17 protein-coding genes are annotated in these 26781 nt (G+C 66.5%); 12 read left to right on the top strand and 5 right to left on the bottom strand.

The annotated features are described in order from the left end of the window. The first annotated feature begins 23 nt into the window (after nt 1-23). From RHO23_RS18235 to ttfA, 3 genes are all read left to right on the top strand, one after another. A complete protein-coding gene (locus RHO23_RS18235; RefSeq protein WP_418037131.1) occupies nt 24-941 on the top strand; it encodes an SRPBCC family protein in 918 nt (305 codons plus the stop codon). Nucleotides 942-1082: 141 nt separating this feature from the next. Next, nucleotides 1083-3629, top strand: coding sequence for an ATP-dependent chaperone ClpB (clpB, locus tag RHO23_RS18230; protein ID WP_030097157.1), 2547 nt, complete (start codon nt 1083-1085; stop codon nt 3627-3629). A gap of 158 nt (nt 3630-3787) precedes the next feature. Next, a complete protein-coding gene (gene ttfA, locus RHO23_RS18225; RefSeq protein ID WP_030097156.1) occupies nt 3788-4522 on the top strand; it encodes a trehalose monomycolate transport factor TtfA in 735 nt (244 codons plus the stop codon). Here the strand turns inward: ttfA and RHO23_RS18220 are convergent. Together RHO23_RS18220 and RHO23_RS18215 are read right to left on the bottom strand one after the other, a co-directional pair. Further along, nucleotides 4519-7317, bottom strand: coding sequence for an RND family transporter (locus RHO23_RS18220; protein ID WP_264920432.1), 2799 nt, complete (start codon nt 7315-7317; stop codon nt 4519-4521). The two genes, ttfA and RHO23_RS18220, sit on opposite strands and share 4 nt — an antisense overlap. Beyond that, nucleotides 7317-7784, bottom strand: coding sequence for an MmpS family transport accessory protein (locus tag RHO23_RS18215; RefSeq protein ID WP_070923114.1), 468 nt, complete (start codon nt 7782-7784; stop codon nt 7317-7319). The genes RHO23_RS18220 and RHO23_RS18215 overlap by 1 nt, the downstream gene beginning before the upstream one ends. Before the next feature lie 215 nt (nt 7785-7999). Here RHO23_RS18215 and RHO23_RS18210 point away from each other — a divergent pair, with 215 nt between their 5' ends. The 6 genes from RHO23_RS18210 to RHO23_RS18185 are packed head-to-tail and all read left to right on the top strand — an operon-like array spanning nt 8000 to nt 12469. Beyond that, on the top strand, nt 8000-8764 hold the full coding sequence (locus RHO23_RS18210) for an SDR family NAD(P)-dependent oxidoreductase (RefSeq protein ID WP_070921068.1): 765 nt from the start codon (nt 8000-8002) through the stop codon (nt 8762-8764). Beyond that, entirely contained in the window at nt 8751-9323 is a 573-nt protein-coding gene (gene pyrE, locus RHO23_RS18205; protein WP_070915731.1) for an orotate phosphoribosyltransferase, read from the top strand. The genes RHO23_RS18210 and pyrE overlap by 14 nt, the downstream gene beginning before the upstream one ends. Then, nucleotides 9320-10234 (top strand): hypothetical protein, encoded by a 915-nt coding sequence (locus tag RHO23_RS18200; protein ID WP_064409764.1) that lies wholly within the window; start codon nt 9320-9322, stop codon nt 10232-10234. Before pyrE ends, RHO23_RS18200 begins: the two co-directional genes overlap by 4 nt. 1 nt (nt 10235) lies before the next feature. Further along, complete coding sequence (locus RHO23_RS18195; RefSeq protein ID WP_109418781.1) at nt 10236-10910, top strand: TrmH family RNA methyltransferase; 675 nt, start codon at nt 10236-10238, stop codon at nt 10908-10910. 31 nt (nt 10911-10941) lie between these two features. Further along, complete coding sequence (locus tag RHO23_RS18190; RefSeq protein ID WP_057966230.1) at nt 10942-12039, top strand: glycoside hydrolase family 76 protein; 1098 nt, start codon at nt 10942-10944, stop codon at nt 12037-12039. A gap of 1 nt (nt 12040) precedes the next feature. Beyond that, nucleotides 12041-12469 (top strand): acyl-CoA thioesterase, encoded by a 429-nt coding sequence (locus RHO23_RS18185; RefSeq protein ID WP_070915729.1) that lies wholly within the window; start codon nt 12041-12043, stop codon nt 12467-12469. Nucleotides 12470-12484: 15 nt separating this feature from the next. Here RHO23_RS18185 and RHO23_RS18180 read toward each other — a convergent pair whose 3' ends face one another. Both RHO23_RS18180 and RHO23_RS18175 read right to left on the bottom strand, forming a co-directional pair. Next, on the bottom strand, nt 12485-12949 hold the full coding sequence (locus tag RHO23_RS18180; protein ID WP_423488131.1) for a hypothetical protein: 465 nt from the start codon (nt 12947-12949) through the stop codon (nt 12485-12487). A 102-nt stretch (nt 12950-13051) separates the two neighbouring features. After that, nucleotides 13052-13711 (bottom strand): DedA family protein, encoded by a 660-nt coding sequence (locus RHO23_RS18175; protein WP_046256056.1) that lies wholly within the window; start codon nt 13709-13711, stop codon nt 13052-13054. Nucleotides 13712-13845: 134 nt separating this feature from the next. Here RHO23_RS18175 and fbaA point away from each other — a divergent pair, with 134 nt between their 5' ends. From fbaA to RHO23_RS18160, 3 genes are all read left to right on the top strand, one after another. After that, nucleotides 13846-14889 carry a class II fructose-bisphosphate aldolase gene (gene fbaA / locus RHO23_RS18170; RefSeq protein ID WP_064410460.1) on the top strand — a complete coding sequence of 348 codons (1044 nt, stop codon included), beginning with the start codon at nt 13846-13848 and terminating at the stop codon, nt 14887-14889. Between the two features lie 93 nt (nt 14890-14982). Further along, entirely contained in the window at nt 14983-15477 is a 495-nt protein-coding gene (locus tag RHO23_RS18165; RefSeq protein ID WP_423488130.1) for a hypothetical protein, read from the top strand. Nucleotides 15478-15765: 288 nt separating this feature from the next. After that, nucleotides 15766-25905 (top strand): hypothetical protein, encoded by a 10140-nt coding sequence (locus tag RHO23_RS18160; RefSeq protein ID WP_423488129.1) that lies wholly within the window; start codon nt 15766-15768, stop codon nt 25903-25905. Here the strand turns inward: RHO23_RS18160 and RHO23_RS18155 are convergent. Beyond that, complete coding sequence (locus RHO23_RS18155) at nt 25902-26681, bottom strand: hypothetical protein (protein WP_030096231.1); 780 nt, start codon at nt 26679-26681, stop codon at nt 25902-25904. The genes RHO23_RS18160 and RHO23_RS18155 overlap by 4 nt on opposite strands. Between the last annotated feature and the right edge of the window lie 100 nt (nt 26682-26781).

Here is a 26781-nt window from a genome sequence, read left to right as displayed (position 1 = left end):
CACATCTGCGGTATCCCAGGGGTATGACCGCCTCGCGGGATGACCTGACATCGGTGACGGTCGGACAGTTCTTCCCCTATCCCGCCGAGCAGGTCTGGCTTGCCATCACCTCGGCCGCGTCGGTTTCGGACTGGACCACCGAGGTCGACAGGGATGCGGTGGAGGCGGGCAGATCGTTCTCGTTCACCACCTTTCCGATGCCCGAGGTGAACTTCGGTGGCCGCGGGAACTGTGAGTTCACCGACGTCGTGCCGGGTGAACGCATGGTCTATAGATTCACCACGCCGGAGAACTCCTGGGATCTGCGGGTCACGTGGACGCTCCACCCCGAGCCGGGAGGGACGCGATTACTGGTTGTGCACACCGGCTTTGACCTCGCGAACCCCGCTCATGGGAGGCTTCGCGCTCTCGTTCGGGACTTATGGGCGTTGGTCATGTCGCGTGTCGAGGAGCTCTTGGTCTTTCCGGAGTCCGACGCAGAGCCCCCGCCCGATGATGCGACGGCCTTCAGTTTGGGCGAGTTCTATCGCTATCCGCCGCGCACGGTGTGGCAGGTGGTCACCTCCAAGGAGTTCGTGGGGGACCTGGTGAACGACCACGATTTGGTGTCGGTGGAAGCCGGTAGCCGGCTTTTCATCAGCACCTATGCGATTCCGCTCGTCGGATTCGCCGGACGGGTCGAGATGGAGTTCCTGGAGGTGCGCGAGCCCGAGCTCATCGACAGCACCTTCGAGATTCCGATCCTGGGCGGAATCACCACATTGCGCATGACCTGGCGACTGATTCCCCGGGATGGCGGTACCCAGCTCTGGTTCACGCTGAGCGGGTTCGATCCGCAGTCGCCGCTCAATCGCCAGCTGCGGTCGGTTCTGCGTGGCGGAGCACTTCCCGTGTTGTCGCGCGTCGGCGAGCTGCTCGAGGGGCGCGGCGACCGCGTGTGATCCCCGATTCGGTTCGGAGCACACCGGGGTGTGATGAGCTAGACACGGCGCCGCGAAAATTCTCAAAGTTGAGCGGAACAGACTCAAGGTTGGCTGCGTTGGAATTACTGACAAGCATTTCTCTCAACCCATGGAGGTGTTGTGGACTCGTTCAATCCGACCACGAAAACCCAGGCCGCGCTGACTGCTGCCCTCCAGGCAGCAACTACTGCAGGCAACCCCGAAATCCGTCCCGCCCACCTGCTGGTGGCGCTGCTGAGCCAGACCGATGGCATCGCCGCGCCGCTGTTGCAGGCCGTGGGCGTAGACCCCGCGACCGTGCGCAACGAGGCGCAGGCCATCGCCGACCGGCTTCCTCAGGTCAGCAACGCCAGCGCCAACCCGCAGCTCTCGCGTGATTCCATCGCCGCGATCACCACGGCGCAGCAGCTCGCCACCGAGCTCAATGACGACTACGTATCCACCGAGCATCTGCTCGTAGGCCTGGCCACCGGTGATTCCGATATCGCCAAGCTGCTCGCCAACAACGGTGCCACTCCGAACGCGTTGCGCGACGCCTTTGTTCAGGTGCGCGGCAGCGGCCGGGTGACCAGCCCCGAGCCCGAGTCGACGTTCCAGGCGTTGGAGAAGTACTCCACCGACCTGACCGCCCGTGCCCGCGAGGGAAAGCTTGACCCGGTGATCGGCCGCGACACCGAGATTCGCCGCGTCGTGCAGGTGCTCAGCCGCCGGACCAAGAACAATCCGGTGTTGATCGGTGAGCCCGGTGTCGGTAAGACCGCCATCGTGGAGGGGCTGGCGCAGCGCATCGTCGCGGGCGACGTGCCCGAAAGCCTGCGCGGCAAGACCGTTGTCTCTTTGGATCTGGGATCCATGGTCGCGGGCGCCAAGTACCGAGGTGAGTTCGAGGAACGTCTCAAGGCCGTCCTGGACGAGATCAAGAACTCTGCGGGACAGCTGATTACGTTCATCGACGAGCTGCACACCATCGTCGGTGCGGGTGCCACGGGTGAGTCGGCGATGGACGCCGGCAACATGATCAAGCCCATGCTGGCGCGCGGTGAGCTGCGTCTGGTCGGCGCCACCACACTCGACGAGTACCGCAAGTACATCGAGAAGGACGCTGCCCTGGAGCGCCGGTTCCAGCAGGTGCTGGTGGGGGAGCCTTCGGTGGAGGACACCGTCGGCATTCTGCGCGGCATCAAGGAGCGCTACGAGGTTCACCACGGCGTGCGGATCACCGACTCCGCGCTGGTAGCCGCCGCCACCTTGTCCGACCGGTACATCACCTCGCGATTCCTGCCTGATAAGGCCATCGACCTGGTCGACGAGGCCGCTTCGCGTCTGCGCATGGAAATCGATTCGCGCCCTGTGGAAATCGACGAGGTCGAGCGCGTCGTGCGTCGTCTCGAGATCGAAGAGATGGCGCTGTCCAAGGAAGACGATGAGGCCTCCAAGCAGCGTCTGGTGAAGCTGCGCGAGGAGCTGGCCGACAAGAAGGAACGCCTCGCCGAGTTGACCGCTCGGTGGCAGAACGAGAAGAACGCCATCGACGTCGTCCGGGAACTCAAGGAGCAATTGGAAACCCTCAAGGGTGAATCCGATCGCGCCGAGCGAGACGGCGATCTCGGCAAGGTCGCGGAGCTGCGCTACGGGCGCATCCCGGACCTGGAGAAGCAGCTGGAGGCCGCGCTGCCCGGAGCCCAGGCACGCGAAAGCGTCATGCTCAAGGAAGAGGTCGGGCCCGACGACGTCGCCGACGTGGTGTCGGCCTGGACCGGTATTCCGGCCGGCCGGCTCATGGAGGGCGAGACCGCCAAGCTGCTGCGCATGGAAGACGTGCTGGGCGCGCGGGTCGTGGGCCAGACCAAGGCCGTCGAGGCCGTTTCCGATGCGGTGCGCCGTGCCCGGGCCGGCGTCGCCGACCCCAACCGGCCCACGGGTTCGTTCCTGTTCCTGGGGCCCACCGGTGTCGGCAAGACCGAGCTGGCCAAGGCGCTCGCGGACTTCCTGTTCGACGACGAGCACGCCATGGTGCGCATCGACATGTCCGAATACGGCGAAAAGCATTCCGTGGCAAGACTTGTCGGTGCCCCGCCCGGATATGTCGGATATGACGCCGGCGGTCAGCTGACCGAGGCGGTGCGGCGGCGCCCGTACACAGTGGTGCTTTTCGACGAGGTCGAGAAGGCGCACCCGGACGTGTTCGACGTGCTGTTGCAGGTGCTCGACGAGGGACGGCTCACCGACGGTCAGGGCCGCACGGTGGACTTCCGGAACACCATCTTGATCCTCACCTCCAACCTGGGTGCCGGTGGCTCCGAGGAGCAGGTGATGGCGGCGGTGCGCGCCAAGTTCAAGCCGGAGTTCATCAACCGGCTCGACGACGTGCTCATCTTCGAGCCGCTCAACCCCGAGGAGCTGGTGCGGATCGTCGACATCCAGTTGGCGCAGCTGCAGAAGCGGCTCGCCCAGCGGCGGTTGACGCTCGAGGTGTCCGAGCCCGCCAAGAATTGGCTGGCCCAGCGCGGATTCGATCCGATCTACGGGGCGCGTCCGTTGCGCCGCCTGGTGCAGCAGGCCATCGGCGACAAGCTGGCCAAACAGCTGCTGGCCGGTGAAGTGCACGACGGTGACGTCGTTCCGGTGAACGTCAGCGCCGACGGCGACTCGCTCACCCTGGGATAAGTAGCTGTCGAGTGTCGACTTGTCGCGGTGTCCATGGGGACTTTCCCGCGATAAGTCGACACTCGCTGCTATCTGGGCCCATCACGGAGCGGTAACTCTGGGTCACGATCCGAGCGCTGTGCGCAGCAGTTTGGCCGGCACCGGTTAGGCTGTCGCGGATGGCTCTACTTTGGTTCACGCTGTCCGCACTGTGCTTCGTCTGTGCGGCCGTGCTGCTGTATGTCGATATCGGCCGCCGCCGCAGTCGCGGACATCGCCGAAAGGCCTGGGCGCGATCTCACGGCTTCGACTACATGTCGCAGGACAAAGAGATCGTCAAGCGCTGGAACCGCGGCGTGATGTCGAGTGCGGGATCGGCCGCGGCCGCCAATGTGGTCCTCGGACAGATCCGCGGCGAGGCCGTCTACGTCTTCGACCTGGAGGACGTCGCGACCATCATCGCGCTGCACCGCAAGGTGGGCACCAACGTCATGGTGGACCTGCGACTCAAGGTCATGCAGGAACCCCGCGAAGCCGATATCTGGCTGCTCGGCGCCATCGGCCCGCGCATGGTGTACTCCACCAACCTGGACGCCGCCCGTCGGGCCTGTGACCGGCGCATGGTCACGTTCGCCCACACCGCGACCGAGACGGCGGAGGTGTTGTGGAATGAACAACACTGGACGCTGGCCGCGCTACCCATCAACAGCAACCGTGAGCAGTGGGACGAGGGCCTCAAGGCCGTCCGCCAGTTCAACGACCTGCTACGGGTGCTGCCTCCCTCCGGGGAATCGGCACCCTCGCCCATCCAGGCCGCCGAGCGCCCCAGCCGGCCCGTCGGCAGCAGTTCCGCCCCCGCCGTGGATCGGCAGCCCGCTCCCGTGGGTCAGGGCGGCCAGCCGCTCGGCCACTAGGAACGCCGCCAGAGCTGGTTCATCGGCAGCGGCCACCAGAACTTCTTGTCGAGAATCACCGCCAGGGTCGGCACCGTGAAGGTGCGCACCACGAATGTGTCGATGATCAAGCCCAGCCCGATCGTCGAACCCATCTGCGCGATGTTGATCAGACTCGACCCCATCATGGCGAACTGCGTCATCGCGAACACCAGACCTGCCGTGGTCACCACCCCGCCGGTGCCGGCGATGGCACGGATGACCCCTGTGCGGATACCGGCGCTCATCTCTTCCTTGAAACGCGACGCGACCAGCAGGTTGTAGTCGGCCCCTACCGATATCAGAATCGCGAAGACTGCCACCGGCACCGACCAGTGCAGCTGAATGCCGAGCACGTGCTGCCAGATCACCAGGGCCAGCCCGAGGGTCGAGGCAAAGGACACCAGCACCGAGCCGATGACGATCAGCGAGGCCACCAAACCGCGCAGCAGCAGCAGTACCACCGTGAATATCACGGTCAGGCAGCCGATCATGATCAGCTTCTCGTCGCGATCGAGCATCACCCGCATATCGCCGATGAGCGCCGCCGGGCCGGCGATCTCGATCACGCTGCCCTCCAGGCGAGTGCCCTTGAGGGCGTACTTCATCTCATGGGCCAGATCCCGGACGCGCTGGATGCCTTCGTCGCCGTAGCTGCTGCCGCTGCCTATGACGATCATGCGGGTGGTGGTGCCGTCTTCGGAGAACATCATCTTCAGGTACGGCTTGAATCGCGGGTCCGAGAGCATCTGCGCGGGGAAGTAGAAGTAGTCCCCGGTGCCGGCGCTGCTTCGGCCGAGGTCCTGCATGAGCGAGGTCATGGTGTCGATCTGCGACATCATCTGCGTCATCTGCTCATTGGTCTCGGTCATCAGATCCTGCATCGAAGACATGGATTCGAGCATGCGTGGCATCGTCCGCGCGGCCTGGGTCAAACCTCCGGTCATGGAACCCGATGTGCTGACGAGGCTGCGCATCTGGTCGGTGACGCTGGACATGTTCTCGAAGTTCGACAAGGTTGATTGCGCACCCACGCACATCGGGTCGGCGGCGCAGTTGGGTTGCGCACGTACCGCCTCGCGAACGGGACCCATTGCCGAATTTAGCTGTGATTTAAGCTGATTCAAGCTGGACTGAATGGGCTGCGCGGCGGCACTGAATTGCTTGGCGCCCTGCTGCGCGGTCCGCAAGGTGCCTTGCAGGCCCTGGAGCGTGGACATCATCGAGTTCATGTCGCCGGTCATGGCGTGCATCCGCTGCTGACGTTGCTCCATCACAATCTTGTTCTGCGACATCATCGTTCCGGCCATCCCCACGCTGTACATGAGCGATGTTTGATCCATCGGCATGCCGGTGGGCCGGGTGATCCATTGCACCGATGCCACGCTGTCCAGCTTGGTGATCTGCTGCGCGGCCTTCTCCAGGAGCCCGATGTTGGCCGAGCTGCGCAGGTCTTCGGGAGCCCGGATCAAGATCATGTCGGGGTTCATCTGGCCTGCGGGAAAGTGCTCCTGAATCGCGTGCATACCGGCCGCGCTGGGCATGTCCTTGGGGATGAACTGCAGTTCGTCATAGTTGAAGGACGCGGTGGGGATCACCATCATGAGCAGGATCAAGGCGGCGAAGGTCGTGACGAATATCGGTCTGGGCCAACGCGCCACGCGGATACCGACCCGGCGCCACAGCCGAGTCGATCGGGCGGTCGAGCGGGGCTCGAACCAGCCGAAGCGGCGTGCCCCGATGAGTAGTGCGCCGGGCGTCACGGTCACCGCGGACAGCACGGTGAAGATCATGGTGATGGCCCCCGGTATGCCCATCGATTTCATCATGTCCAGTTGGGCGAATGTCATGCAGGACAACGCACCCGCCACGGTCAGGCCGGACGCGATCACGACCGGTGCCACGCCCCGATAACTGGCGCGGAACGCGTCATCGACGCTCAGGCCGCAGCGTCGCCCCTCCTGATAGCGGCCGATGAAGAAGATGGAGTAGTCGGTGCCGGCGCCCAGCGCCAGCGCACCCATCAACGCATTGGTCATCATGGATGTGGGAATCAGCCCGGCCAAGGTGAGGAAGCTGGCGATCGGGGTCGCGATACCGACGGCAACACCCACGGTGATCAGCGGCAGGAACGCGACCACGAGTGAGCGGTAGACCAACAGCAGCAGGCCACCCACGAGCACCAGCGAGAGTCCTCCGATGATCACGACATCCCGCATCATCGTGTTGATCTGGTCGGCGGCGGCCTGACTTGTTCCGGTGGCATAGATCGTGGTGCCCGGCGGCTTCTCGATGTCATCGATGATGCGCTGCACGGCCTTGGCCGATTCCATGGCTTTGGGTCCGCCGATCTCCCCGGCCAGCTGCAGTTGCGCCAGGGCCACCTTCTTATCGGGGCTCTCCGATGCGGTGGCGAACTGAGGATCGGACCACATGTCCATACCCGGTTCCACGTGCGCGGTATCGGCCCGCAGCTTTTTCATCAGTTCGGCACGGAACTGACGGTCCTGCTCGGTGAATGGTTGATCCTTGACGACGACCACCGCGGCGGTGTTGTTCGATTCGGACTCCCCGAAGGCCTTGGCCATGTGTTTGAGCGCCGCCGCCGATTGGGTGTTGGTCGGCATCATGGGACTGCCGTGGGTGAGGGCCAGTTCCTCGAGGTTGGGCGCCGAGGCCATCAGGCCGCCGGCCACCATCATCAGGAACCCGATGACCAGGACGGCGTGCCTGCTGATGATGCCGGCGAAGCGTCCGAATAGGGGACTGTCGTGCATCAGTGACCGCCTTGTGGGTCGAGTTTCTGGAATGCGACGAGGTTGCAGCTCACCGAGGGCGTGCGACCGGTGTCGGTCTTCTCGTCGGCGACCTTGCCGTCGACGGTGATGCGGCAGGTGACGGTGTTGGTCGATATCGCCGTGACACCCGCCGCGAACGCCAAGTCGCTGGTGGTCAGGCTGGTGCGCCACGGTGCGGCGCCGTTGAAGAGCTTGGATTGGCCCTTTTCGTCGAGGTAGGAGACCGTGACGGGACGGCCATCGCTGGACACTTCGTAGGTCACCGTCTTGGGCTGGCTCAGCGACATGGCGCTGACTGCCTGCCTGGTCGGAGTGACCTCGGGTGTCGGCAGTGCAACCTTTGGGGCGGTGGTTATGTAGGTGCCCGCGGCGATCCACAACACGGCGAGTACCGGGTAAATCCAGCGCTGACGCTCGATGAGCCACACCACTAGCCGGTCAAACATTTCGCGATGCTAGCAACGCTTGCTCCCGCAAGCGGCAGTTTCCGGACAATTTGTACTAGTAACATTTAGTACCGGTTATACGGCGGGTTGAGGCGTGCGGCCAGCCGGTACGCTGACGAACCATGGCTGATGGTCTTCACGCAAGCGGTTCCTCCGCGGCTGACGGTCCTGACGCACGCGGTTCGTCCGCGGCCGTCCCCAATTCGGCGCGCCCCGTGGCGCTGGTCACCGGCCCCACCTCGGGCCTGGGGGGTGGTTTCGCCCGCAAGTACGCCTCCCTCGGATACGACGTGGTGCTCGTCGCCCGTGACGAGCGGCGCCTGGGCGCCCTCGCCGACGAACTCACCTGCCGCTACGGCGTGCACGCGGAGGTGCTGCCCGCTGACCTCGCGGATGCTGCCGATCGCGCGAAGGTCGCCGAGCGCGTCGCCGCCGGGATATCGGTGTTGATCAACAACGCCGGATTCGCGACCGCCGGTGAGTTCTGGACGGCGGCGCCCGACCTGTTGCACTCGCAGCTGGACGTCAATGTCACCGCGGTCATGGAGCTCACCCGTGCGGCCCTTCCGTCGATGGTCGAGGCGGGCGCCGGCACCGTCATCAACGTGGCGAGCGTGGCGGGCCTGGTCTCTGGACGCGGGTCGACGTATTCGGCCTCCAAGGCCTGGGTGGTTTCTTTCACCGAGGGATTGGCAAATGGGTTGTTGGGCACCGGAGTTGGTATGCACGTGTTGTGCCCGGGATTCATTCACACCGAGTTTCACGAGCGGGCCGGAATCGAGATGGGCACCATTCCGGAGTTCATGTGGCTCCAGGTCGACGATGTGGTCAACGCGTGTCTGCAGGACATTGCGGCAGGTAAGGTGCTCAGCGTTCCGGGCATCCAGTACAAGGCGATTACCTCGGTAACACGGCTAATACCAAGAGGTTTGGTGCGGAAATTCAACAGCGTGGTAGGACGGGGTCGTGGCAGAACTTGATTTAGGACCGGCTCTCAATGCGGCCGAGCGTGATGAGTTGGCGGCTTTGGTCCGCGATATCGCGGTGGTGCACGGCAAGGTGACCTTGTCGTCGGGCAAGGAAGCCGACTATTACGTCGACCTGCGCCGGGCCACCTTGCATCACCGGGCGGGCGCCCTGATCGGCCGGCTGGTGCGCGAGCTGACCAACGACTGGGACTACGCCGGTGTCGGCGGACTCACCCTGGGCGCCGATCCCGTCGCGACGGCGGTCATGCATGCGCCCGGACGTCCCATCGACGCGTTCGTGGTGCGTAAGTCGGTGAAAGCTCATGGCATGCAACGGCTTATCGAGGGATTTGACGTGACCGGACAGCGGGTGCTGGTGGTCGAAGACACCAGCACCACCGGTGGGTCCGCACTCACAGCCGTGCGGGCGGTCCGTGAGGCCGGAGGCGAGGTGATCGGGGTGGCCACCGTCGTGGACCGTGATACCGGCGCCGCCGAGGCGATTCGCGCCGAAGGTGTTCCCTATCGGTACGTGCTGGGACTGGCGGATCTCGGCCTGGCCGGATCGTGACCTTCCGTCGGGCCCTCGCCGCGCTGGTCGCCGGGGCCCTGGTCTTGACGGGCTGCTCGAAAGACCTTGAGAAGGAACTGGTTTACGGCGCACCGACTGCCAAGGTCGGTGAGACGCAGAGCCTGCTGGGCTGGAATCTCAGCGTCGCGAACCTGCGGTTCCAGAACGGGTATGTGCTGGTCGATATCACGGGGGCGGCCGCGAAACCGGAGGAGAAGCCCGCCGCGGCCGGTGATCTGCGTTTCGGGCTGTACGGGTCGTTGGCGCATCCATTGGAAGTGCCGGCCCTGGGCAGTTGCCGCGACGTGGCCGACCTTTCCGTGCATCCGCTGACCGCGACCCCCTCGGCGGGCGCCGCGACCGGCCTCACCGGCACGGTGTGCCTGGGGCCGATGCAGAACCAGAGCGCGGTACGGGGGGTGTACGCGTACTCGGCCAAGGACCGCATCGCCGGGTCCACCGTGGCGTACCCGGTGGCCTACCCGATGGGACTGCTGCCCACGCCGCAGAACGACTCCGGTCTGGTGATCGTCACCAAGAGCATGGAGGCCTGGCGGGCCAGTGGCCAGCAGATCAGCCAGGTGGACCTGGGTGATCCGAATGCATTCAACGGCAACGGATTCTCACTACTGGGTCTGAGTATTTCGGGAGTCGCGGCACGTTACCGGGACGAGTCGGCGGCGCGTGGTGGACCGCTCATGGTGACGGTGGCGCCGACACTGCCCGGGGAGGGGTTGGCGCGCAGCTGTGCCCTCTACGGGGCATCCGTGCTGGTGCTACCGGACTCATCCCTGGATGCTGTGCAGATGCAGCCGTCGTTATGCCTGCAGGGCGAGATCAACGCCGCGGTGCTCGCCGGCACCCTCTCGGTGATCGGTACCCACGCCGCGGTGTGGACGACTCGTGAGTGAGGTGCCCAAGACTGGCGGGGATGAGCCGGCCGAGCCGTCTCTGTGGGGTGCCACCGGCAATGGCGTGGGACCGTGGGCGGAGGAACGGGGCCTGCCGCTGCCGACAGACCCGCGCTACGACCCCGAGCTGTTGCGCGATGGTGACGCCCGCAATGTGGTTGATGCCTATCGTTATTGGCGCCGGGAGGCAATCGTCGCCGATATCGACACGCGGCGCCATCGACTGCACATCGCCATCGAGAATTTCGAGAACGATGCCAACATCGGCACGGTGGTGCGTACGGCCAACGCGTTCGCGGTGCACACCGTACACATTGTCGGCCGGCGCCGCTGGAACCGGCGTGGCGCCATGGTCACCGATCGCTACCAGCATCTGATGCACCATGACAGCACCGAGCAGCTTCTGGAGTACGCCAAGCTGACCGGCCTGACGGTGGTGGCCGTTGACAACGTCCCGGGATCGGTGCCCCTGGAGACCGCGGTGTTGCCCGCGGACTGCTTGATGGTGTTCGGGCAGGAGGGGCCGGGTGTCACTGATGTATCGAAAGTCGGTGCGGTGATGACGGTTTCGATCGCTCAATTTGGATCCACCCGCAGCATCAACGCCGGGGTCGCGGCGGGTGTGGCCATGCACGCGTGGATCCGCCAGCACGCCGACCCGACCAAGGCGTGGTAGCCCGGGGCGGGCCACCCCTAGTATCAAGTGCATGGATGTGCTGTGGGCCAACCGCGCCAGTAGCGCCGAAGCCGCAATCACCGCCAGACACTTCTCGCCGCTGTGGCACCTGCCACGCATGCGCCTGGGCATCGTGACCTGGCCGCCCGCGCCGGGCGCTACCTGGTTCAAGAACTGGCACTACTGGTGGCAGGCGCATCTGCAGGACTGCCTGATCGATGCGCAGCTGCGCGACCCGCGTCCGGACCGGCTCAAGTACATCGCGGATATGCAACGCGCACACCGGTTCCGCAATGTATTCATGTGGACCAACCAGTACTACGACGATATGGCCTGGTTGGCGCTGGCCATGCAGCGTGCCTCGGAGCTGTTGGGCCTGGAGCGTCCGCGTGCGCTCAACCGGCTGCGTCAGCAGTTCCTCGATGCGTGGATGCCGCAGTACGGCGGCGGCATACCGTGGCGCAAACAGGACAAGTTCTTCAACACCCCAGCCAACGGCCCGGCGGCAATCGTGTTGGCGCGCACCGGAAGAGTGTGGCGGGCCGAGGTGATGTCCGACTGGATCGACAACACCCTCGTCGATCCAGAATCGCATCTGGTGATCGATGGCATCCAGGAGGACGGCACCCTGGAACGGGCCACCTACACCTATTGCCAGGGTGTGGTGCTGGGGCTGGAGACCGAGCTCGCCGTGCGGACCGGGGAATCCCGGCATGCCGAGCGTGTGCATCGGCTTGTGCACGCGGTCAAGGATCACATGACGGCCGAAGGCGTGATTCGTGGCAGCGGCGGCGGAGATGGCGGGCTCTTCAACGGCATTCTGGCTCGTTATCTGGCGTTGGTGGTCACCACGCTGCCGGAGAACTCCCCGCAGGACACCGATGCCCGGGCCGTCGCCCGTGACATCCTGCTGACCTCGGCCGAGGCGGCCTGGGCGAATCGGCTGACGGTGGAAGACCTTCCGCTGTTCGGTGCGGATTGGACTCGCACGGCCGCGCTGCCGACCGTGCAGTCCCCGGCGTCGCAGTTCATCGCGGGGGCGGTCAATCCGTCGAAGGTCCCCGAGCGTGATCTGTCGGTGCAGTTGTCCGGGTGGATGCTTCTCGAGGCCGCGCACGTGGTGGCCTGACATGGCACGTGAGGATTTCAGCTTCTTTCATCCGTTGCGCGTGCGGTGGGCCGAGGTCGATATGCAGGGCGTCGTCTTCAACGCCCACTACCTGGCGTTTTTCGACGCCGCGCTCACCGAATACTGGGCCGCGTTGACCGGTGCGCGTAACGCCGAGGGCGACGGGGTCTTTGAGCACATGTACGTGGTGAGGTCGGTCATCGATTATCACGCGCCCGCCCGCTTCGACGACGTCCTCGACATCGGGGTGCGCATCGCCCGGATGGGGAGGGCGAGCATGACCTGTCACTTCGAAATACATCGCGGCAGAGAGCATCTCATCACCGGCGAGACGGTGTACGTGCACGCGATCGACGGCACCTCCACCCCGTTCCCGGGTGATTTTCGGGGCAAGGTGGCCGCGTTCGAGACGACGCCGGTGCGTGCCTAGTTGAGACGGGCTTTATCAGGGTTCGTCGAGGCGCCCCTCGTTGCGGGCATGGCATACCTTCCATGAGCCATTGACCTTCTCGGTGTGATAGACCAGGTTGATCCCGTTGCCGCCCGGATCCTGCGGGTGGTGCTCGGAAGTCAACTGGGCCAGCAGATCGACCTGGCCGGGCGGTGATCCCAGCTCCACCGGATGCAAGACCTCTATGTGGGCCAACCCGATGCGGTCGCGTTGAGACTGCATGACCTGACGGACCTGTTCGTCGGTGCCCGCGGAGGTGGCGGCGGCAAGGCGACCGCACACCATGGCACGCATCAGGGGCACGTCGACATTGTTGGTTGCGTTTATGTACGTCTGCACAGCCTCCGACGCACCCGCGACATCCGCCGGTGCGGGCTCGGCGCCGGCGGGCGCCGCAAAGCCCCAACCCATCAGCGCGATCGCCGTCAACGCTGTCAGATAACTGTTGATCTTCCCCACAGCGCGACATTAGCGTAGTTTGCTATCGTGCGCACCTGGGCATATTCACCCGTATTTAGCGGGTAGCCGTGGATCTGATTGGCGAGTTGTTTCGAGTGCGTACTAAGCCTCGGGAGCGGCCTCCGGCTGCTTCGCGGCCTTACGACGGCGCATCCATTCGAAGAACATCGGGGCCACCGAGACCAGCACGATCAGGATGAAGATGGGTTCGAGCAGCTTCTGAATGATCTCGAACTGACCCAACCAGTAGCCCAGCAGCGTGAGACCGACGCCCCAGACGACCGCGCCCAGGATGTTGTACAGGGCGAAGATCGGGTAGCTCATCTTGGCCGCGCCTGCCGTGATCGGCGCCAGGGTGCGCACGATCGGAACGAACCGGGCGATCACGATGGCAAACGGGCCGCGCTTCTCGAAGAAGGCGTGCGCTTCCTCGAGGTACTTCTGCTTCAGGAAGCGGGCATCGGGCTTGAACATCGACGTGCCGATGCCGCGACCAATCCAGTAGCCGACCTGACCGCCCAGGATGGCGGCGATGGGAATGAAGACCAGCAGCTGCCACAGCTGGAAATTGGCCTGCGGGGCACCGTCCGCGGCGGCGGCTGCGGTACCGGCCGCCAGCATCCCCGCCACGAACAACAAGGAATCACCGGGTAGCACCGGAAACAGCACGCCCGACTCCACGAAGATCACTACCAGCAACCCGAGCAGCGCGAGGGTTCCGAAGTGGCCGAGTAGTTTGACCGGATCCAGGAAATCCGGCATGAGTGCCAGGGTGGTGACGGATCCGGGTGCTGCCAGCAAGTTCACGGCGCCAACAGTACCGTCGATATCTGTTGTAAACCTGGCTGCCTTATGGTGAGGGGCGAATCCGCAGAGCTGACATGGAGGTCGTCGAAGTGCCCATCGCCACGCCCGAGGTCTACGCCGAAATGCTGGACCGGGCCAAGGAGCATTCCTTTGCCTTCCCGGCCATCAACTGCACCTCATCGGAAACGATCAACGCCGCGATCAAAGGTTTCGCCGACGCGGGTAGCGACGGCATCATCCAGTTCTCCACCGGTGGTGCGGAATTCGGTTCGGGTCTGGGCATCAAGGACATGGTGACCGGCGCGGTCGCGCTTGCCGAGTTCGCGCACGTGGTCGCCGCCAGGTACGGCATCACCGTCGCCCTGCACACCGACCACTGTCCCAAGGACAAGCTGGACAGCTTCGTGCGTCCGCTCATCGCCATCTCCCAGGAGCGCGTGGCCGCCGGGCAGAACCCGCTGTTCCAGTCCCATATGTGGGACGGATCGGCGGTGCCGATCGGCGAGAACCTCGAGATTGCGCAGGAACTGCTGGCGGCGACCGCGAAGGCGCACATCATCCTCGAGGTGGAGATCGGCGTGGTCGGCGGTGAAGAAGACGGCGTCGAGGCCGAGATCAACGAGAAGCTCTACACCTCGTCGGAGGACTTCGAGAAGACCGTCGAGGCGCTCGGTGTCGGCGAGAACGGCCGGTACCTCCTGGCCGCGACCTTCGGCAACGTGCACGGTGTGTACAAGCCCGGAAACGTGAAGCTCAAGCCGGAGGTGCTGGCCGAGGGGCAGCGCGTTGCCTCGGCCAAACTTGGTCTGGCAGAGGGCTCCAAGCCGTTCGACTTCGTGTTCCACGGCGGGTCGGGCTCGCTGAAGTCCGAGATCGAGGACTCGCTGCGCTACGGCGTCGTGAAGATGAATGTCGACACCGATACCCAGTACGCATTCACCCGGCCGATCGCCGGGCACATGTTCGCCAACTACGACGGTGTGCTCAAGATCGACGGCGAGGTGGGCAACAAGAAGACCTACGACCCGCGCAGCTACCTGAAGAAGGCCGAGGCCAACATGACTGAGCGTGTCATCGAGGCCTGCAACGACCTGAAGTCGGCGGGCCGGTCGGTCTCGGCCGGATTGGCTTAGTCGCCTCCGGTCGTTCCCGTTCTCCTGTCAGCGGCCAACAACTGGTGGGAGACTTCCTCCCGCGGGTGATCACGTCCGCGGGAAGAGGGAGTCGTGGCGGATCTCTGGCGGAAAGTTCTGGTGGTCCTCGAGCGGTCGGCGGGAGTGGCGGCCCTGGTCGCACTCGTGCTGGCGGTGACGGCGTTGGTGCTGGTCCTATCCCGTGGGCGGGCACCGGCTCAAGCTGATTACACGGCGGCGCAGCGGGCCGATGCGAAGACGCAGGCGTGTGCCAGCGCGAGTCTGGTTCGTAACGCCGTCATGCTGAACACCAACCGGGCGCTTCCCGAGAACGCCGGCGTGGTGGGGACGCTGGCCAGCGCTGCCAACGCACGGATCGCACTTTTCAATGGCGGGCAGTATCTGTCGGCGCGGCTGGACCCCGCGACGCCGCCCGATCTCGCGGCGAGCATTCGGGACTTCGGCAACGCGCTCATGGACGTGGGTGCGGCGGCTATCGCTGAGACACCGAACACCGACCCGAAGCAGGCGCAGCGGCTGAGTAAGGCCGACGAGCTGAGCAAGCACATCGTCGAACTCTGCAAATAGTACTTATCTGACACGTGTGCAGTGATCATGCTGTTCGCGCCGTTCATATTTCGCTATGCGCGCTCGTTTTCGGGAGATTTCTGGGACGCCGAATCCCAGTGGGGCGTCGCGTGGCTACGGCACTACATCCTTAGTAGACACGGTTGTCAATTGTCCATTACCTGACTCGGGAGTCAGGTAAATAGCAAATTCCTTGAAGTTTCACTAAATCGGGCATTTATACGTTCTTAAATGCATGTTTAAGATTTTCTCAGGTTACTTTTCTGATTCTCAGCGCATTTTTGTGCCATGACGTCTAATCTCGCCGTTACCGGCTCACATCGGCGTGTGTCGGATGGTCAGGCAAGTGAGGCAGTCATGCAGGCGTCGCGATCCCAAACTGTCCTCGCAATATTTGCGACAGCGGTCCTTCTGGCGGGTGGCAGTAGTTCGGTCTCCAAGTCGCTCATCGAGAAGCAGCGATTACTCTTCAGCGGCGACACCAGTCTGACGGCGTACTCGGGATCCCTGCCCGCGGTGGCCGTGACACCAAATTCGGCCCCGACCTCCGAAGCGCAGGGCTATGCGGACACCGCTGCCGGCGCCGCCGCAGTGGCCGACCTGATGGCCAAGGCCGCCGCCGATGCGGCCGCTCGCGCGGCACTGCGCAAGGCCGAAGCAGATAAGGCGGCAGCCGAGGCCGCGGCCAATCCGGCGGTCGCGGAAAAGCAAGCGCAGGCCGCGGCCGCCGCCGCCGCGGCCGAACAGGCACGCCACGACGCTGACGATGCGGCGCGGGCGGCGCTGGACGCACAGGCGGTTCTCGAAGCCGCGGCCGCCAATCAGAGCGCCGCGCAGGCGGCTGCGGCGGCCAACGAGAAGGCCTACCAGGATGCGAAGGCTGCCGCCGATGCCGCCGCAGCTCAGCAGCAGGCCGCCGATGCGGCGAAGGCCGCTGCGGAGCAGGCATTTGCCGATGCGCAGAGTCATGCTGCGGTGGGGGACAAGGCGTATCAAGATGCCAAGGCGGCGCTCGACGCCGCCAGCGCCGCACAGCGAGCTGCCGATGCGGCCAGGGCCGCTGCCGACGCCGCGCTGGCCGAGGCGCAGAGCAAGGCCGCGGCCAACGACAAAGCCTTGTCTGACGCTACCGCTGCCCAGGCGGTGGCGGACAAGGCCGCCGCAGATGCCTTGGCGGCCAAGACCACTGCCGACACCGAGCGCGCCAACGCCGACAAGATCGCGTCGGATGCGGCTGCTGCCAAGGATGTTGCGGCGTCGAAGGCTGCGGATGCGGCCAGGGCTGCTGCGGATGCGGCGGCGGCGAAGACGGCTGCGGAGCAGGCTTTTGCCGATGCGCAGAGTCATGCTGCGGTGGGGGATAAGGCGTATCAGGATGCCAAGGCTGCGTTGGATGCGGCGAATGCCGATAAGGCGGCCAAGGATGCCGCCAAGACCGCCGCCGATGCGGCACGCGCCGAGGCCGACAGGGTCGCGCAAGCAGCGGCCGCCGCGGCAACCGAGGCGGCCGGAAAGGCGGCTGCGGCGCAGCAGGCGGCCATTGACGCGGCGGCGCAGAAGACCGCTGCAGACGCCGCGCTGGCGGATGCCTCTAGGGCGGCCGCCGATGCCGCAGCCGCGAAAGACACTGCCGCGTCCAAGGCCGCGGATGCCGCGAAGGCTTCGGCGGATGCGTTGGCCGCCAAGACAGCTGCTGATGCGGTAGTGACGGATGCGCAGGGCAAGGTTGCCGCCAGTGAGAAGGCCCTGGCCGACGCCAGCGCGGCGAAAGCCGCCGCCGATGCCGATAAGGCAGCCAAGGATGCGGCTAAGACTGCCGCCGATGTCGCCTTGGCGGATGCCTCGAGGGCCGCTACCGATGCTGCCGCTGCCAAGGATGTTGCCGCGTCGAAGGCTGCGGATGCGGCCAGGGTCGCTGCGGATGCGTTGGCGGCCAAGACCGCCGCGGATGCCGCCTCCACGGACGCGCAGACCAAGGCCACTGCCGCCGCCGCGGCCTCGGCTGATGCTGCTGCCGCCAAGGCCACCGCCGATAAGGCTGCCGCAGATGCGTTGGCGGCCAAGACCACTGCCGATCAGGTGGCTACACAAGCGAAGTCGGCCGCTGATGCGGCCGCCGCTGACAAGGCAGCGAAGGACGCCGCGCAGGTCGCCGCCGATGCCGATAAGGCCGCCAAGGATGCGGCGAAGACTGCCGCGGAAGCGGCGTTGACGGATGCCTCGAAGGCGGCGTCGGATGCGGCTGCTGCCAAGGATGTTGCGGCGTCGAAGGCTGCGGATGCGGCCAGGGCGGCTGCGGATGCGGCGGGGGCGAAGACGGCTGCGGAGCAGGCTTTTGCTAATGCGCAGAGTCATGCTGCGGTGGGGGATAAGGCGTATCAGGATGCCAAGGCTGCGTTGGATGCGGCCACTGCCGATAAGGCGGCCAAGGATGCCGCCAAGACTGCCGCCGACACCGCGCTGGCAGATGCACAGGCCAGGGTCGCCGCCAGCGAAAGCGCCTTGACTGCGGCCACCGCTGCGAAGGTGGCGGCTGATCAGGTGGCGGCGGATGCGTTGGCTGCGAAGACTGCTGCGGATGGGGCGGCGGCGCAGGCGAAGTCGGTTTCGGATGCGGCGAATGCGGATAAGGCTGCTAAGGATGCTGCGAAGGTGGCGGCTGATCAGGTGGCGGCAGATGCGTTGGCTGCGAAGACTGCTGCGGATCAGGCGGCGGCGCAGGCCAAGTCGGTTTCGGATGCGGCGAATGCGGATAAGGCCGCTAAGGATGCCGCCAAGGCCGCGGCCGATCAGGCTGCCGCTAATGCCGCCGCGGCCAAGACTGCTGCGGATGGGGCGGCGGCGCAGGCCAAGTCGGTTTCGGATGCGGCGAATGCGGATAAGGCCGCTAAGGATGCCGCCAAGGCCGCGGCGGATCAGGCTGCTGCTAATGCTGCTTCGGCCAAGACGGCGGCCGATACTGCGCTGACGACCGCGCAGACCAATGCCACCGCAAGCAATCAAGCGTTGGCCGATGCCACCGAGGCCAAGACAGCTGCCGATACTGACAAGGCGGCCAAGGATGCCGCTAAGACCGCGGCGGATCAGGCCGCAGCACAGGCAGATACGGCAGCTCGAGCGGCTGCGGATGCCGCAGTGGCGGCGGGCCAACGGGCAATAGATGCGGGCAAGGCGGCGAGTGACGCCGCCGCTGCCAAGGCTGTAGCCGATGGTGTGCTGGCCGATGCCGGCCGGGCGGCCTCAGATGCCGCCGCGGCCAAGACCCTTGCCGATCAAAAAGACGCCGCTGCGGCGCAGGCCTCGGCGGATGCGTTGGCTGCCAAGACTGCTGCGGATCAGGCGGCGGCGCAGGCCAAGTCGGTTTCGGATGCGGCGAATGCGGATAAGGCCGCTAAGGATGCCGCCAAGGCCGCGGCCGATCAGGCTGCCGCTAATGCCGCCGCGGCCAAGACTGCTGCGGATCAGGCGGCGGCGCAGGCCAAGACGGCGTCGGATGCGGCGAATGCGGATAAGGCCACTAAGGATGCTGCGAAGGTGGCGGCTGATCAGGTGGCGGCGGATGCGTTGGCTGCGAAGACTGCTGCGGATCAGGCGGCGGCGCAGGCCAAGACGGCGTCGGATGCGGCGAATGCGGATAAGGCCACTAAGGATGCCGCCAAGGCCGCGGCGGATCAGGCTGCTGCTAATGCTGCTTCGGCCAAGACGGCGGCCGATACTGCGCTGACGACCGCGCAAACCAATGCCACCGCAAGTAATCAGGCGGTGTCGGACGCTCAGGCAGCGCTGACCGCAGCCAACACCGCCAAACAGAGCGCCGACGCGGCCAAGACTGCTGCGGATCAGGCGGCGGCGCAGGCCAAGACGGCGTCGGATGCGGCGAATGCTGATAAGGCTGCCAAGGATGCCGCCAAGGCTGCGGCGGATCAGGCTGCTGCTAATGCTGCTTCGGCCAAGACGGCGGCCGATACTGCGCTGACGACCGCGCAGACCAATGCCACCGCAAGTAATCAGGCGGTGTCGGATGCTCAGGCAGCGCTGACCGCGGCCAACACCGCCAAACAGAACGCCGACGCCGCAAAGGTGAATGCGGACAAGGCGTTAAGCGATGCACAGAAGGTCGTCGACGCCATCCAGAAGGCCAAGGACGACGCTACCGCCGCGGCCGCGACGGCCCAGAGTACGCAGACCGCTTATCAAAACGCTCACGCAGCCACGGTTGCGGCGCAGCAGCAGCGCGATCAGGCGCAGGCAGACGTCACCTACTACACAACCAACCTCGTCGGTATCGCCGCCAACCTGGCATCCCTGGGCACCCTCCTGGCCGGAGCCCAGCAGCGGCTCACGGCAGGCAATGCGGCAGTGACTCAGGCGCAGGCCACCGAAGCGACCGCTAAGACCGCCGCCGATAACGCCGCTGCCGCCAAGACCGTTGCCGATGCCGCGGCGGCGACGGCCATCAGCCAGGAGCCCGCGGCGATCGCGGCGCGCAATACTGCACAGACCAACGTGAACACCGCGAACAACAACGTCACAGCCGCAGCGCAACAGGTCAGCACCGCGAAGCAGGCCGTCACCACCACCGCTGCGGCCAAGGTAGTGACCGACCAGGCGTTGACCGACGCGACGAATGCCGCTGCTGCCGCGGCGGCGGCCAAGACGGTAGCGGATCAGAATGCTGCGGCGGCGCAGACGGCTGCGGATGCGGCTGCGGCGGTGAAGGTCACCACGGATAAGGCGTTGGCCGATGCCAACAAGGCTGCCGGTGATGCGGCGGCGGCCAAGACCCTCGCCGATCAGAAGGTCGTAGACGCTCAGCAAGTTGTCACCGATACCACTGCGGCCAAGGTGGTGACGGATAAGGCGTTGGCGGATGCGAACAAGGCTGCCGGTGATGCGGCGGCGGCCAAGACGGTTGCGGATCAGAATGCTGCGGCGGCGCAGACGGCTGCGGATGCGGCTGCGGCGGTGAAGGTCACCACGGATAAGGCGTTGGCCGATGCGAACAAGGCTGCCGGTGATGCGGCGGCGGCCAAGACGGTTGCGGATCAGAATGCTGCGGCGGCGCAGACGGCTGCGGATGCGGCTGCGGCGGTGAAGGTCACCACGGATAAGGCGTTGGCCGATGCCAACAAGGCCGCCAGTGACGCGGCTGCGGCCAAGAGCACAGCGGACCAAGCGGCTGCCGATGCTGCTACCGCCGTCACCAATGCCGATGCCGCCAAGGCGGCCGCCGATCAGGCTTCGGCGAATGCTGCCACGGCGGCCACAGCCGCAGCAGACGCGGCCTCCGCGGCTGCTCAAAACGCCACCGATGCCAAGGCCGCTGCACAGGCCGCCGCTGCGGCCAAGTCGACGGCGGACGCGGCATTGGGTGATGCGCAGACCAAGGCCGCGGCCGCCGCCACGGCGTTGACCGACGCCACCGATGCCAAGGCCGCCGCCGACGCCGATAAGTCGGCCAAGGACGCGGCCAAGACAGCAGCCGAGACTGCGTTGGCCGATGCGAACAAGGCTGCCGGTGATGCGGCTGCGGCGAAGACGGTTGCGGATCAGAATGCTGCGGCGGCGCAGACGGCCGTGGATGCGGCTGCGGCGGTGAAGGTGACCGCGGATAAGGCGTTGGCGGACGCGGGTAAGGCCGCTTCTGATGCGGCTGCGGCCAAGACCGTGGCAGACCAACAGGTTGTTGATGCCAAGACGGCTGCCGATGCTGCCGCTGCGGTGAAGGCCGCCGAGGATACCGCGCTGGCGGATGCGGATAGGGCCGCTTCCGATGCATCGGCTGCGAAGGCCGCCGCCGATCAGAAAGCCACCGAAGCCGGTACGGCTGCCTCGGATGCGGCGACGGTGAAGACCAACGCGGACAAGGCGTTGACCGACGCCGCCAAGGCTGCCAGCGACGCCGCAGCAGCCGCGAGCGATGCCGCCGACAAGGCCGCCGCCGCCAAGACGGTCGCGGATACGGCTGCGGCGGTGAAGGTCGCCGCGGATACCGCGCTGACGGATGCCGATAAGGCCGCGGCGGACGCCGCGGCTGCCAAGGTGGCTGCCGATCAGAAGGCGGCCGATGCCAAGGCCGCGGCGGATGCCGCCACCACGGACAAGGCGGCAGCCGAGGGGGTGCTGGCAGATGCGGACAGGGCCGCGGCGGATGCGGCGGCTGCCAAGGTGGCTGCCGATCAGAAGGCCGCCGACGCGCGTACGGCATCGGATGCTGCTGCCGCGGCGAAGGCAGCTGCGGACGGGGCATTGGCAGACGCCGATAAGGCCGCTCTCGATGCCGCTGCCGCTGCCAGGGATGCCGCCGACAAGTCCACCGCCGCACAGGCTGCCGACGACGCGGCGGCAGCGGTCAAGTCTGCGGCGGATACGGCATTGGCCGATGCGGGTAAGACCGCCACCGACGCGACGACCAGCGCCAACGACGCCGCCGACAAGGCAACCGCTGCCAAGACAGCCGCCGATGCTGCTGCGGCGGTCAAGTCTGCGGCGGATACGGCATTGGCCGATGCGGGTAAGGCTGCCGCTGATGCCGCTGCCGCTACCACCGCTGCGGACCAGAAGGCCACTGACGCGGCTGCCGCCGCCGATGCTGCCGCTGCGGCAAAGATAGCCGCCGACAAGGTGTTCACCGATACTTCGAAGGCTGCCGCCGACGCCGCTGCCGCTGCCAGTGATGCCGCCGACAAGTCCGCAGCCGCGCAGGCCGCCGATGACGCGGCGGGCGTGGCCAAGTCCGCGGCGGACAAGGCGGTCGCGGACGCCGGTAAGGCTGTCTCGGATGCGGGCGCGGCCAAGGCCGCCGCGGATCAGGCGGCGGCGCAGGCCAAGTCGGCCTCCGATGCGGCTGCTGCGGCGAAGGCCAGTGCCGATCAGGCGCTGACGGATGCAAACAAGGGCGCGACTGACGCGGGCACCGCGGCCCAGGATGCCGCGGACAAGGCCGCTCTTGCCATCCAGGCCGCCGTCGATGCGACATCCGCAAAGGAGGCAGCCGACCAGAAGGCAACGGACGCGGCCAAGGTTGCATCGGATGCGTTGGCGGCCAAGGCTGCTGCCGATCAGAAGGCGGCCGAGGCCAAGTCGGCCTCCGATGCTGCCGCTGCGGCGCAGGCGGCAGCGGACGGGGCCTTGGCAGCTGCGGACAGTGCTGTTCAAGGTGCGGTTTCCGCGTCGGATGCGGCGGGTGTACAGGCCGGGCAGGCGGCGCAGGCTGCTGCGGCCGCGCAAGCCGCGAAGACAGCCGCCGATCAGGCCTTGGCCGCGGCCGATCAAGCGGCCAAGGACGCCCTGTCGACATCCGATGCGGCGAATCAGGCATCGGCAGATGCCGCCAAGGCTGCCGCCGACGCCGCGGCCGCCAAGAGTGCCGCCGATCAGAAGGCCGCCGATGCGGCAAAGGCAGCTTCCGATGCGGCCGGTATCAAGGACGCTGCTGACCAGAATGCGGCCGCCGCCAAGGCTGCCGCCGATGCTGCCGCCGCGGCGAAGTCCGCTACCGATGGCGCGCTAGCGGGCGCGGACCAGGCCGCCAAGGATGCCGCTGCGGCGAAAGAAGCTGCAGATCAACAGCTTTCCGGTGCCACCACATCGGCCGACGCGGCTGCTGCGGCCAAGGCGGCTGCGGACAAGGCCCTGGCGGATGCCAGCGCGGCGGCGAAGGCCGCCACGGATGCCGCCACGAATGCCGGCGACAAGGCAGCCCAGGACGCGAAGGCCGCGGCCGATGCTCAGGCAGCCAAGGCTGCTGCCGACAAGGCACTAGCAGATGCGGCCAAGGCCGCTCAGGATGCTCAGGCGGCCAAGGACGCTGCGGCGGCCAAGGCCACTCAGACCGCGGATGCGGTGCAGGCGGCGACCGATGCGGCGGCCGCCGCGAAGGCTGCTGCCGAGCGGGCAGTCGGTGATCAGAAGGCCGTCATCGACGCGGCAACTCAAGCAGGGGTGGACAAGGCTGCCGTCGATAAGGCCGCGGCTGACGCGCTGCGGTCCGCGGAAGCCGCCGCCGCATCCGCCGAGCGTGCTGCCAACGCCGCCAAGGTGTTCGCCGAAGCTCAGGCTGCCGCTGATCGTGACCGCGCCGCGGCGGATCAGGCGTTGAAGGACAAGGACGCTTCGGCACAGGCGGCGGCAGCCGACTCCGCCAAGGCTGCCGCGGATCGCGCTGCCGCTGCGACTCTCGAGGCGGCAAGTGCTTCCGACGCGGCAGCGGTCCAGGCGGCCGAGGGGCAGGCGGCGTTCCAGAAGTTGGCGGCCGAGAAGGCTGCCGCGGACAGGGCGGCGATGGACAAGTCCGCGGAGGAAGCTAAGCAGCGCCTCAATATCATTGCCGCGGACTGCCGCCCGATCTTCGCCGAGGCTGCGGCTGCGGCTCAGACCGATCCGACGGCTCAGGCGGACCAGAAGGTCCAATCCACCGAGATCCAGGTCGGTGCGGCCGCGCAGCTGGCGCAGGCGCGTGACACCCAGCAGTCATCCGCTGAGCGTGCGGTGACAGACAAGACCGCGGCCGCGGCGAGTGCGGGTGCCGTGGCGGGCAGTGCGGTGTCCGACGCATCGGCTGCTCGTGCCAAGGCCGTCGAAACCGCGAAACAGGCAGCGGCCACGCAGACCGCCCTGGATACCGCATTGACCACGGGGGCACCGGCGCCCGAGGTCGCCGAGGCACAGACCGCAGCTCGGATCGCCGCGGAACAGGCCGATGAGGCCGAGCGTGCGGCACAGGCCGCCGAGGCGCTGGCCGCGCAGGCTACGGCCGCCGCACAGACGGCCGCGGGAGACCGGGCGGCCGCGGAGGCGGCCGCCAAGGCCGCCGCCGACCAGGCGGCAGCGGCGCGAGCAGATGCGCAGAAGGCCGCTGACGAACTCGCGGCGGCACAACAGAAGGCCGACGGCTACGCGGCGGCCAAGGCGGCAGCTGACAAGGCCGCTGCGGATTACGCCGCCGCTGCTGCGAAGGACCGGCTCGCGTCCGCGAAGTCGGCTGAGGAAAAGGCAATCGCCGAACGTGCTTATGCCGATTGCGTTTCGGGGATGGCGGGCAAGTGCGGAGCCACCAATGTCGGCAACGGGGGCTCGGCATGGAACCTGTTCGGCGGACGCCCGCTGTTCGGACCGGGTGGGTTGATCATCGGTGACGGTTCACCCAACGCGGCCGGTGTGTACACCCAGCGCCCGCTGTTCGGACCGGGCGGCCTGATCATCGGTGACGGTGGCCTGGGCCAGGATGGCGGTCTGCTGATCGGCAACGGCGGCAAGGGTTTACCCGGTCAAAAGGGCGGTAACGGTGGTCTGCTGTTCGGTAACGGCGGCGCCGGCGGTGACGGACTGCCCGGGCAGAAGGGTGGCGACGGCGGTAACGCCGGTCTGATCGGCACCGGCGGTGCGGGCGGTAAGGGCGGCGACGCATCCGCGACGGCCGATGGCAAGACCGGTGTCGGCGGTGCGGGTGGTAACGGTGGCAAGGGTGGTGCGCTGGCGGGTGACGGCGGTGCCGGTGGCAAGGGCGGAGAGGGCAGTAACTTCTTCACCGGAACGTCGACCGGCGGTGCCGGTGGTGACGGTGGCAGTGCGGGCATGCTCGGCAATGGTGGCGCGGGCGGCCAGGGTGGCACCTCGAATTCGTTTGATACCAGGGCATCCGAACCAGGAACCGGTGGCAATGGCGGTGCCGGCGGTAGCGGCGGCCTGGTCGCGGGCAGCGGCGGCGCTGGTGGTGCCGGTGGCGAGGCCAAGACAACCTATGGGGAGACCAAGGGCGGTACCGGTGGCACCGGCGGAGCCTCGGGTGGTCTTACCGGTGATGGCGGTTCCGGTGGCGTGGGCGGTGCTTCGTCGAGCCTGGGCGGCAGCGCGGTTGGCGGCGATGGCGGCAATGGCGCGAGTTCGCACGCCGTCGTCGGCAATGGCGGCAGCGGAGGGGCCGGAGGCAAGGCCGAGACCTCCAGCGGGCTCGTGAAGACCGGACCGGCCACGGGCGGAAAGGGCGGCACCGGCGGAAGTTCGGGTGTCATCGGCAACGGCGGTGGCGGTGGTGCCGGAGGCGATGCGAACGGCGATGGCACCAAGAGCACCACAAAGACCGGTGGGGTAGGCGGCAAGGGCGGTGCATTCGGCAAGGACGGTCGTGCGGGTGCCGACGGTTCCGCCACGACAGGATCCGACACCGGATCCCATACCAACGCTACGGGCTCGCGTGCCAGTGATGGTGGCGCCAACAAGTCCACGCCGGCAGGATCTGCGCGCACGGGTACCTCATCGCATGGGACGAAGAAGCAGTCTGGTGGCGAAGGTGGGGACAGCGCGGGTGAGACGGGCGCCGGTTCGCCTAGCGGCTCCACCTCGTCTGGCGGTTCGAGCTCGTCCTCGTCTTCCGGTGGTTCGTCCTCGTCCGGTGGCGGCGGCTCGTCCTCGGGCTCCGGGAGTTAGTCGGACTGGCAGATCTTCCATTCCTTGTCGCGGAACTGCAGATCGAAGCTGCGCGATGAGCGGGTCTGCGGTGCGAACGCCATGAAAGAGGTGACGTTGGCTTCGGCGTGCTCGCCGTTGACCACCACCTCGTCGATACTGGCCACCACGGGGTATTGCTTGGCGGCGGCCACCTTCTGATAGGTCTGGGACCATTCGGCATCGGGGTAGCGGACGTAGCCGTCGCGGGTCTCGCCGCAGGTGATGGCGCGCAGCGCCGCCAGATTGCCGGTCTGGATGGCGTTGTCGTAGTTCTGAATGCTGTTGCGTACCAACTCTTCTTGCGATGCCTTCGGTGCGCTGGTACGCGAGATGATGACGGCCGCGAGCACGATTACCGCGGCCAGCGCGGCGACGACGAGTGTCAGCGCGATCACCCAGCCCCAGCTGCGCTTCTCTTCTTTGCGTGGTGCGATCGTCTCCGGGGTCGCGATCTTGGGGCGCGCCTGGGTCGCCAGTGGCTGGATCATCTCGGTCTTCGGATCGTCGCCGACGGGCGCGATCATCTCGGTCTTGTTGGCATCGAAGCCCGGTGCCGTATAGCGCGGAACGTCCGGTTTTGCCGGAGGCATCACGACGGTCTGCGCATCGTCGAGCGGGGGGACCGGGCCGGTATCGGCGGTATCGGATATCTCCGGGGTGTGCGCGGCGCCTTCCGGCTGCTCGGCAGAGTCCACAGGCTCGTCGCCCTGTGAGTCGGGCTTGGCCTCGGAATTTCCACCGGTGGGGTTCGCCATGCGTTTCGTTCCTTATCCGTGCTTAGCGCTCTTTCGCGCAGGCGCGATCGACCGCGCCCACCCTATCGCGATCGCGGGATCGGGTTGGCGTCAGAATGGC

This window comes from Mycobacteroides sp. PCS013 (genome assembly GCF_049532645.1).
Taxonomy (GTDB): domain Bacteria; phylum Actinomycetota; class Actinomycetes; order Mycobacteriales; family Mycobacteriaceae; genus Mycobacterium; species Mycobacterium gwanakae.
Note: the sequence above shows the minus strand (reverse complement) of the source record. Positions and strands in the feature narration are given on the sequence as shown.

Bases quoted from the DNA above. Each gene is read 5' to 3' on its own strand.
- ttfA (WP_030097156.1), top strand. From the start codon at position 3,788: ATGGCTCTACTTTGGTTCACGCTGTCCGCACTGTGCTTCGTCTGTGCG.
- RHO23_RS18235 (WP_418037131.1), top strand. From the start codon at position 24: ATGACCGCCTCGCGGGATGACCTGACATCGGTGACGGTCGGACAGTTC.
- RHO23_RS18190 (WP_057966230.1), top strand. From the start codon at position 10,942: ATGGATGTGCTGTGGGCCAACCGCGCCAGTAGCGCCGAAGCCGCAATC.
- RHO23_RS18160 (WP_423488129.1), top strand. From the start codon at position 15,766: ATGACGTCTAATCTCGCCGTTACCGGCTCACATCGGCGTGTGTCGGAT.
- RHO23_RS18155 (WP_030096231.1), bottom strand. From the start codon at position 26,681: ATGGCGAACCCCACCGGTGGAAATTCCGAGGCCAAGCCCGACTCACAG.
- RHO23_RS18220 (WP_264920432.1), bottom strand. From the start codon at position 7,317: ATGCACGACAGTCCCCTATTCGGACGCTTCGCCGGCATCATCAGCAGG.
- RHO23_RS18185 (WP_070915729.1), top strand. From the start codon at position 12,041: ATGGCACGTGAGGATTTCAGCTTCTTTCATCCGTTGCGCGTGCGGTGG.
- RHO23_RS18175 (WP_046256056.1), bottom strand. From the start codon at position 13,711: ATGCCGGATTTCCTGGATCCGGTCAAACTACTCGGCCACTTCGGAACC.
- RHO23_RS18215 (WP_070923114.1), bottom strand. From the start codon at position 7,784: ATGTTTGACCGGCTAGTGGTGTGGCTCATCGAGCGTCAGCGCTGGATT.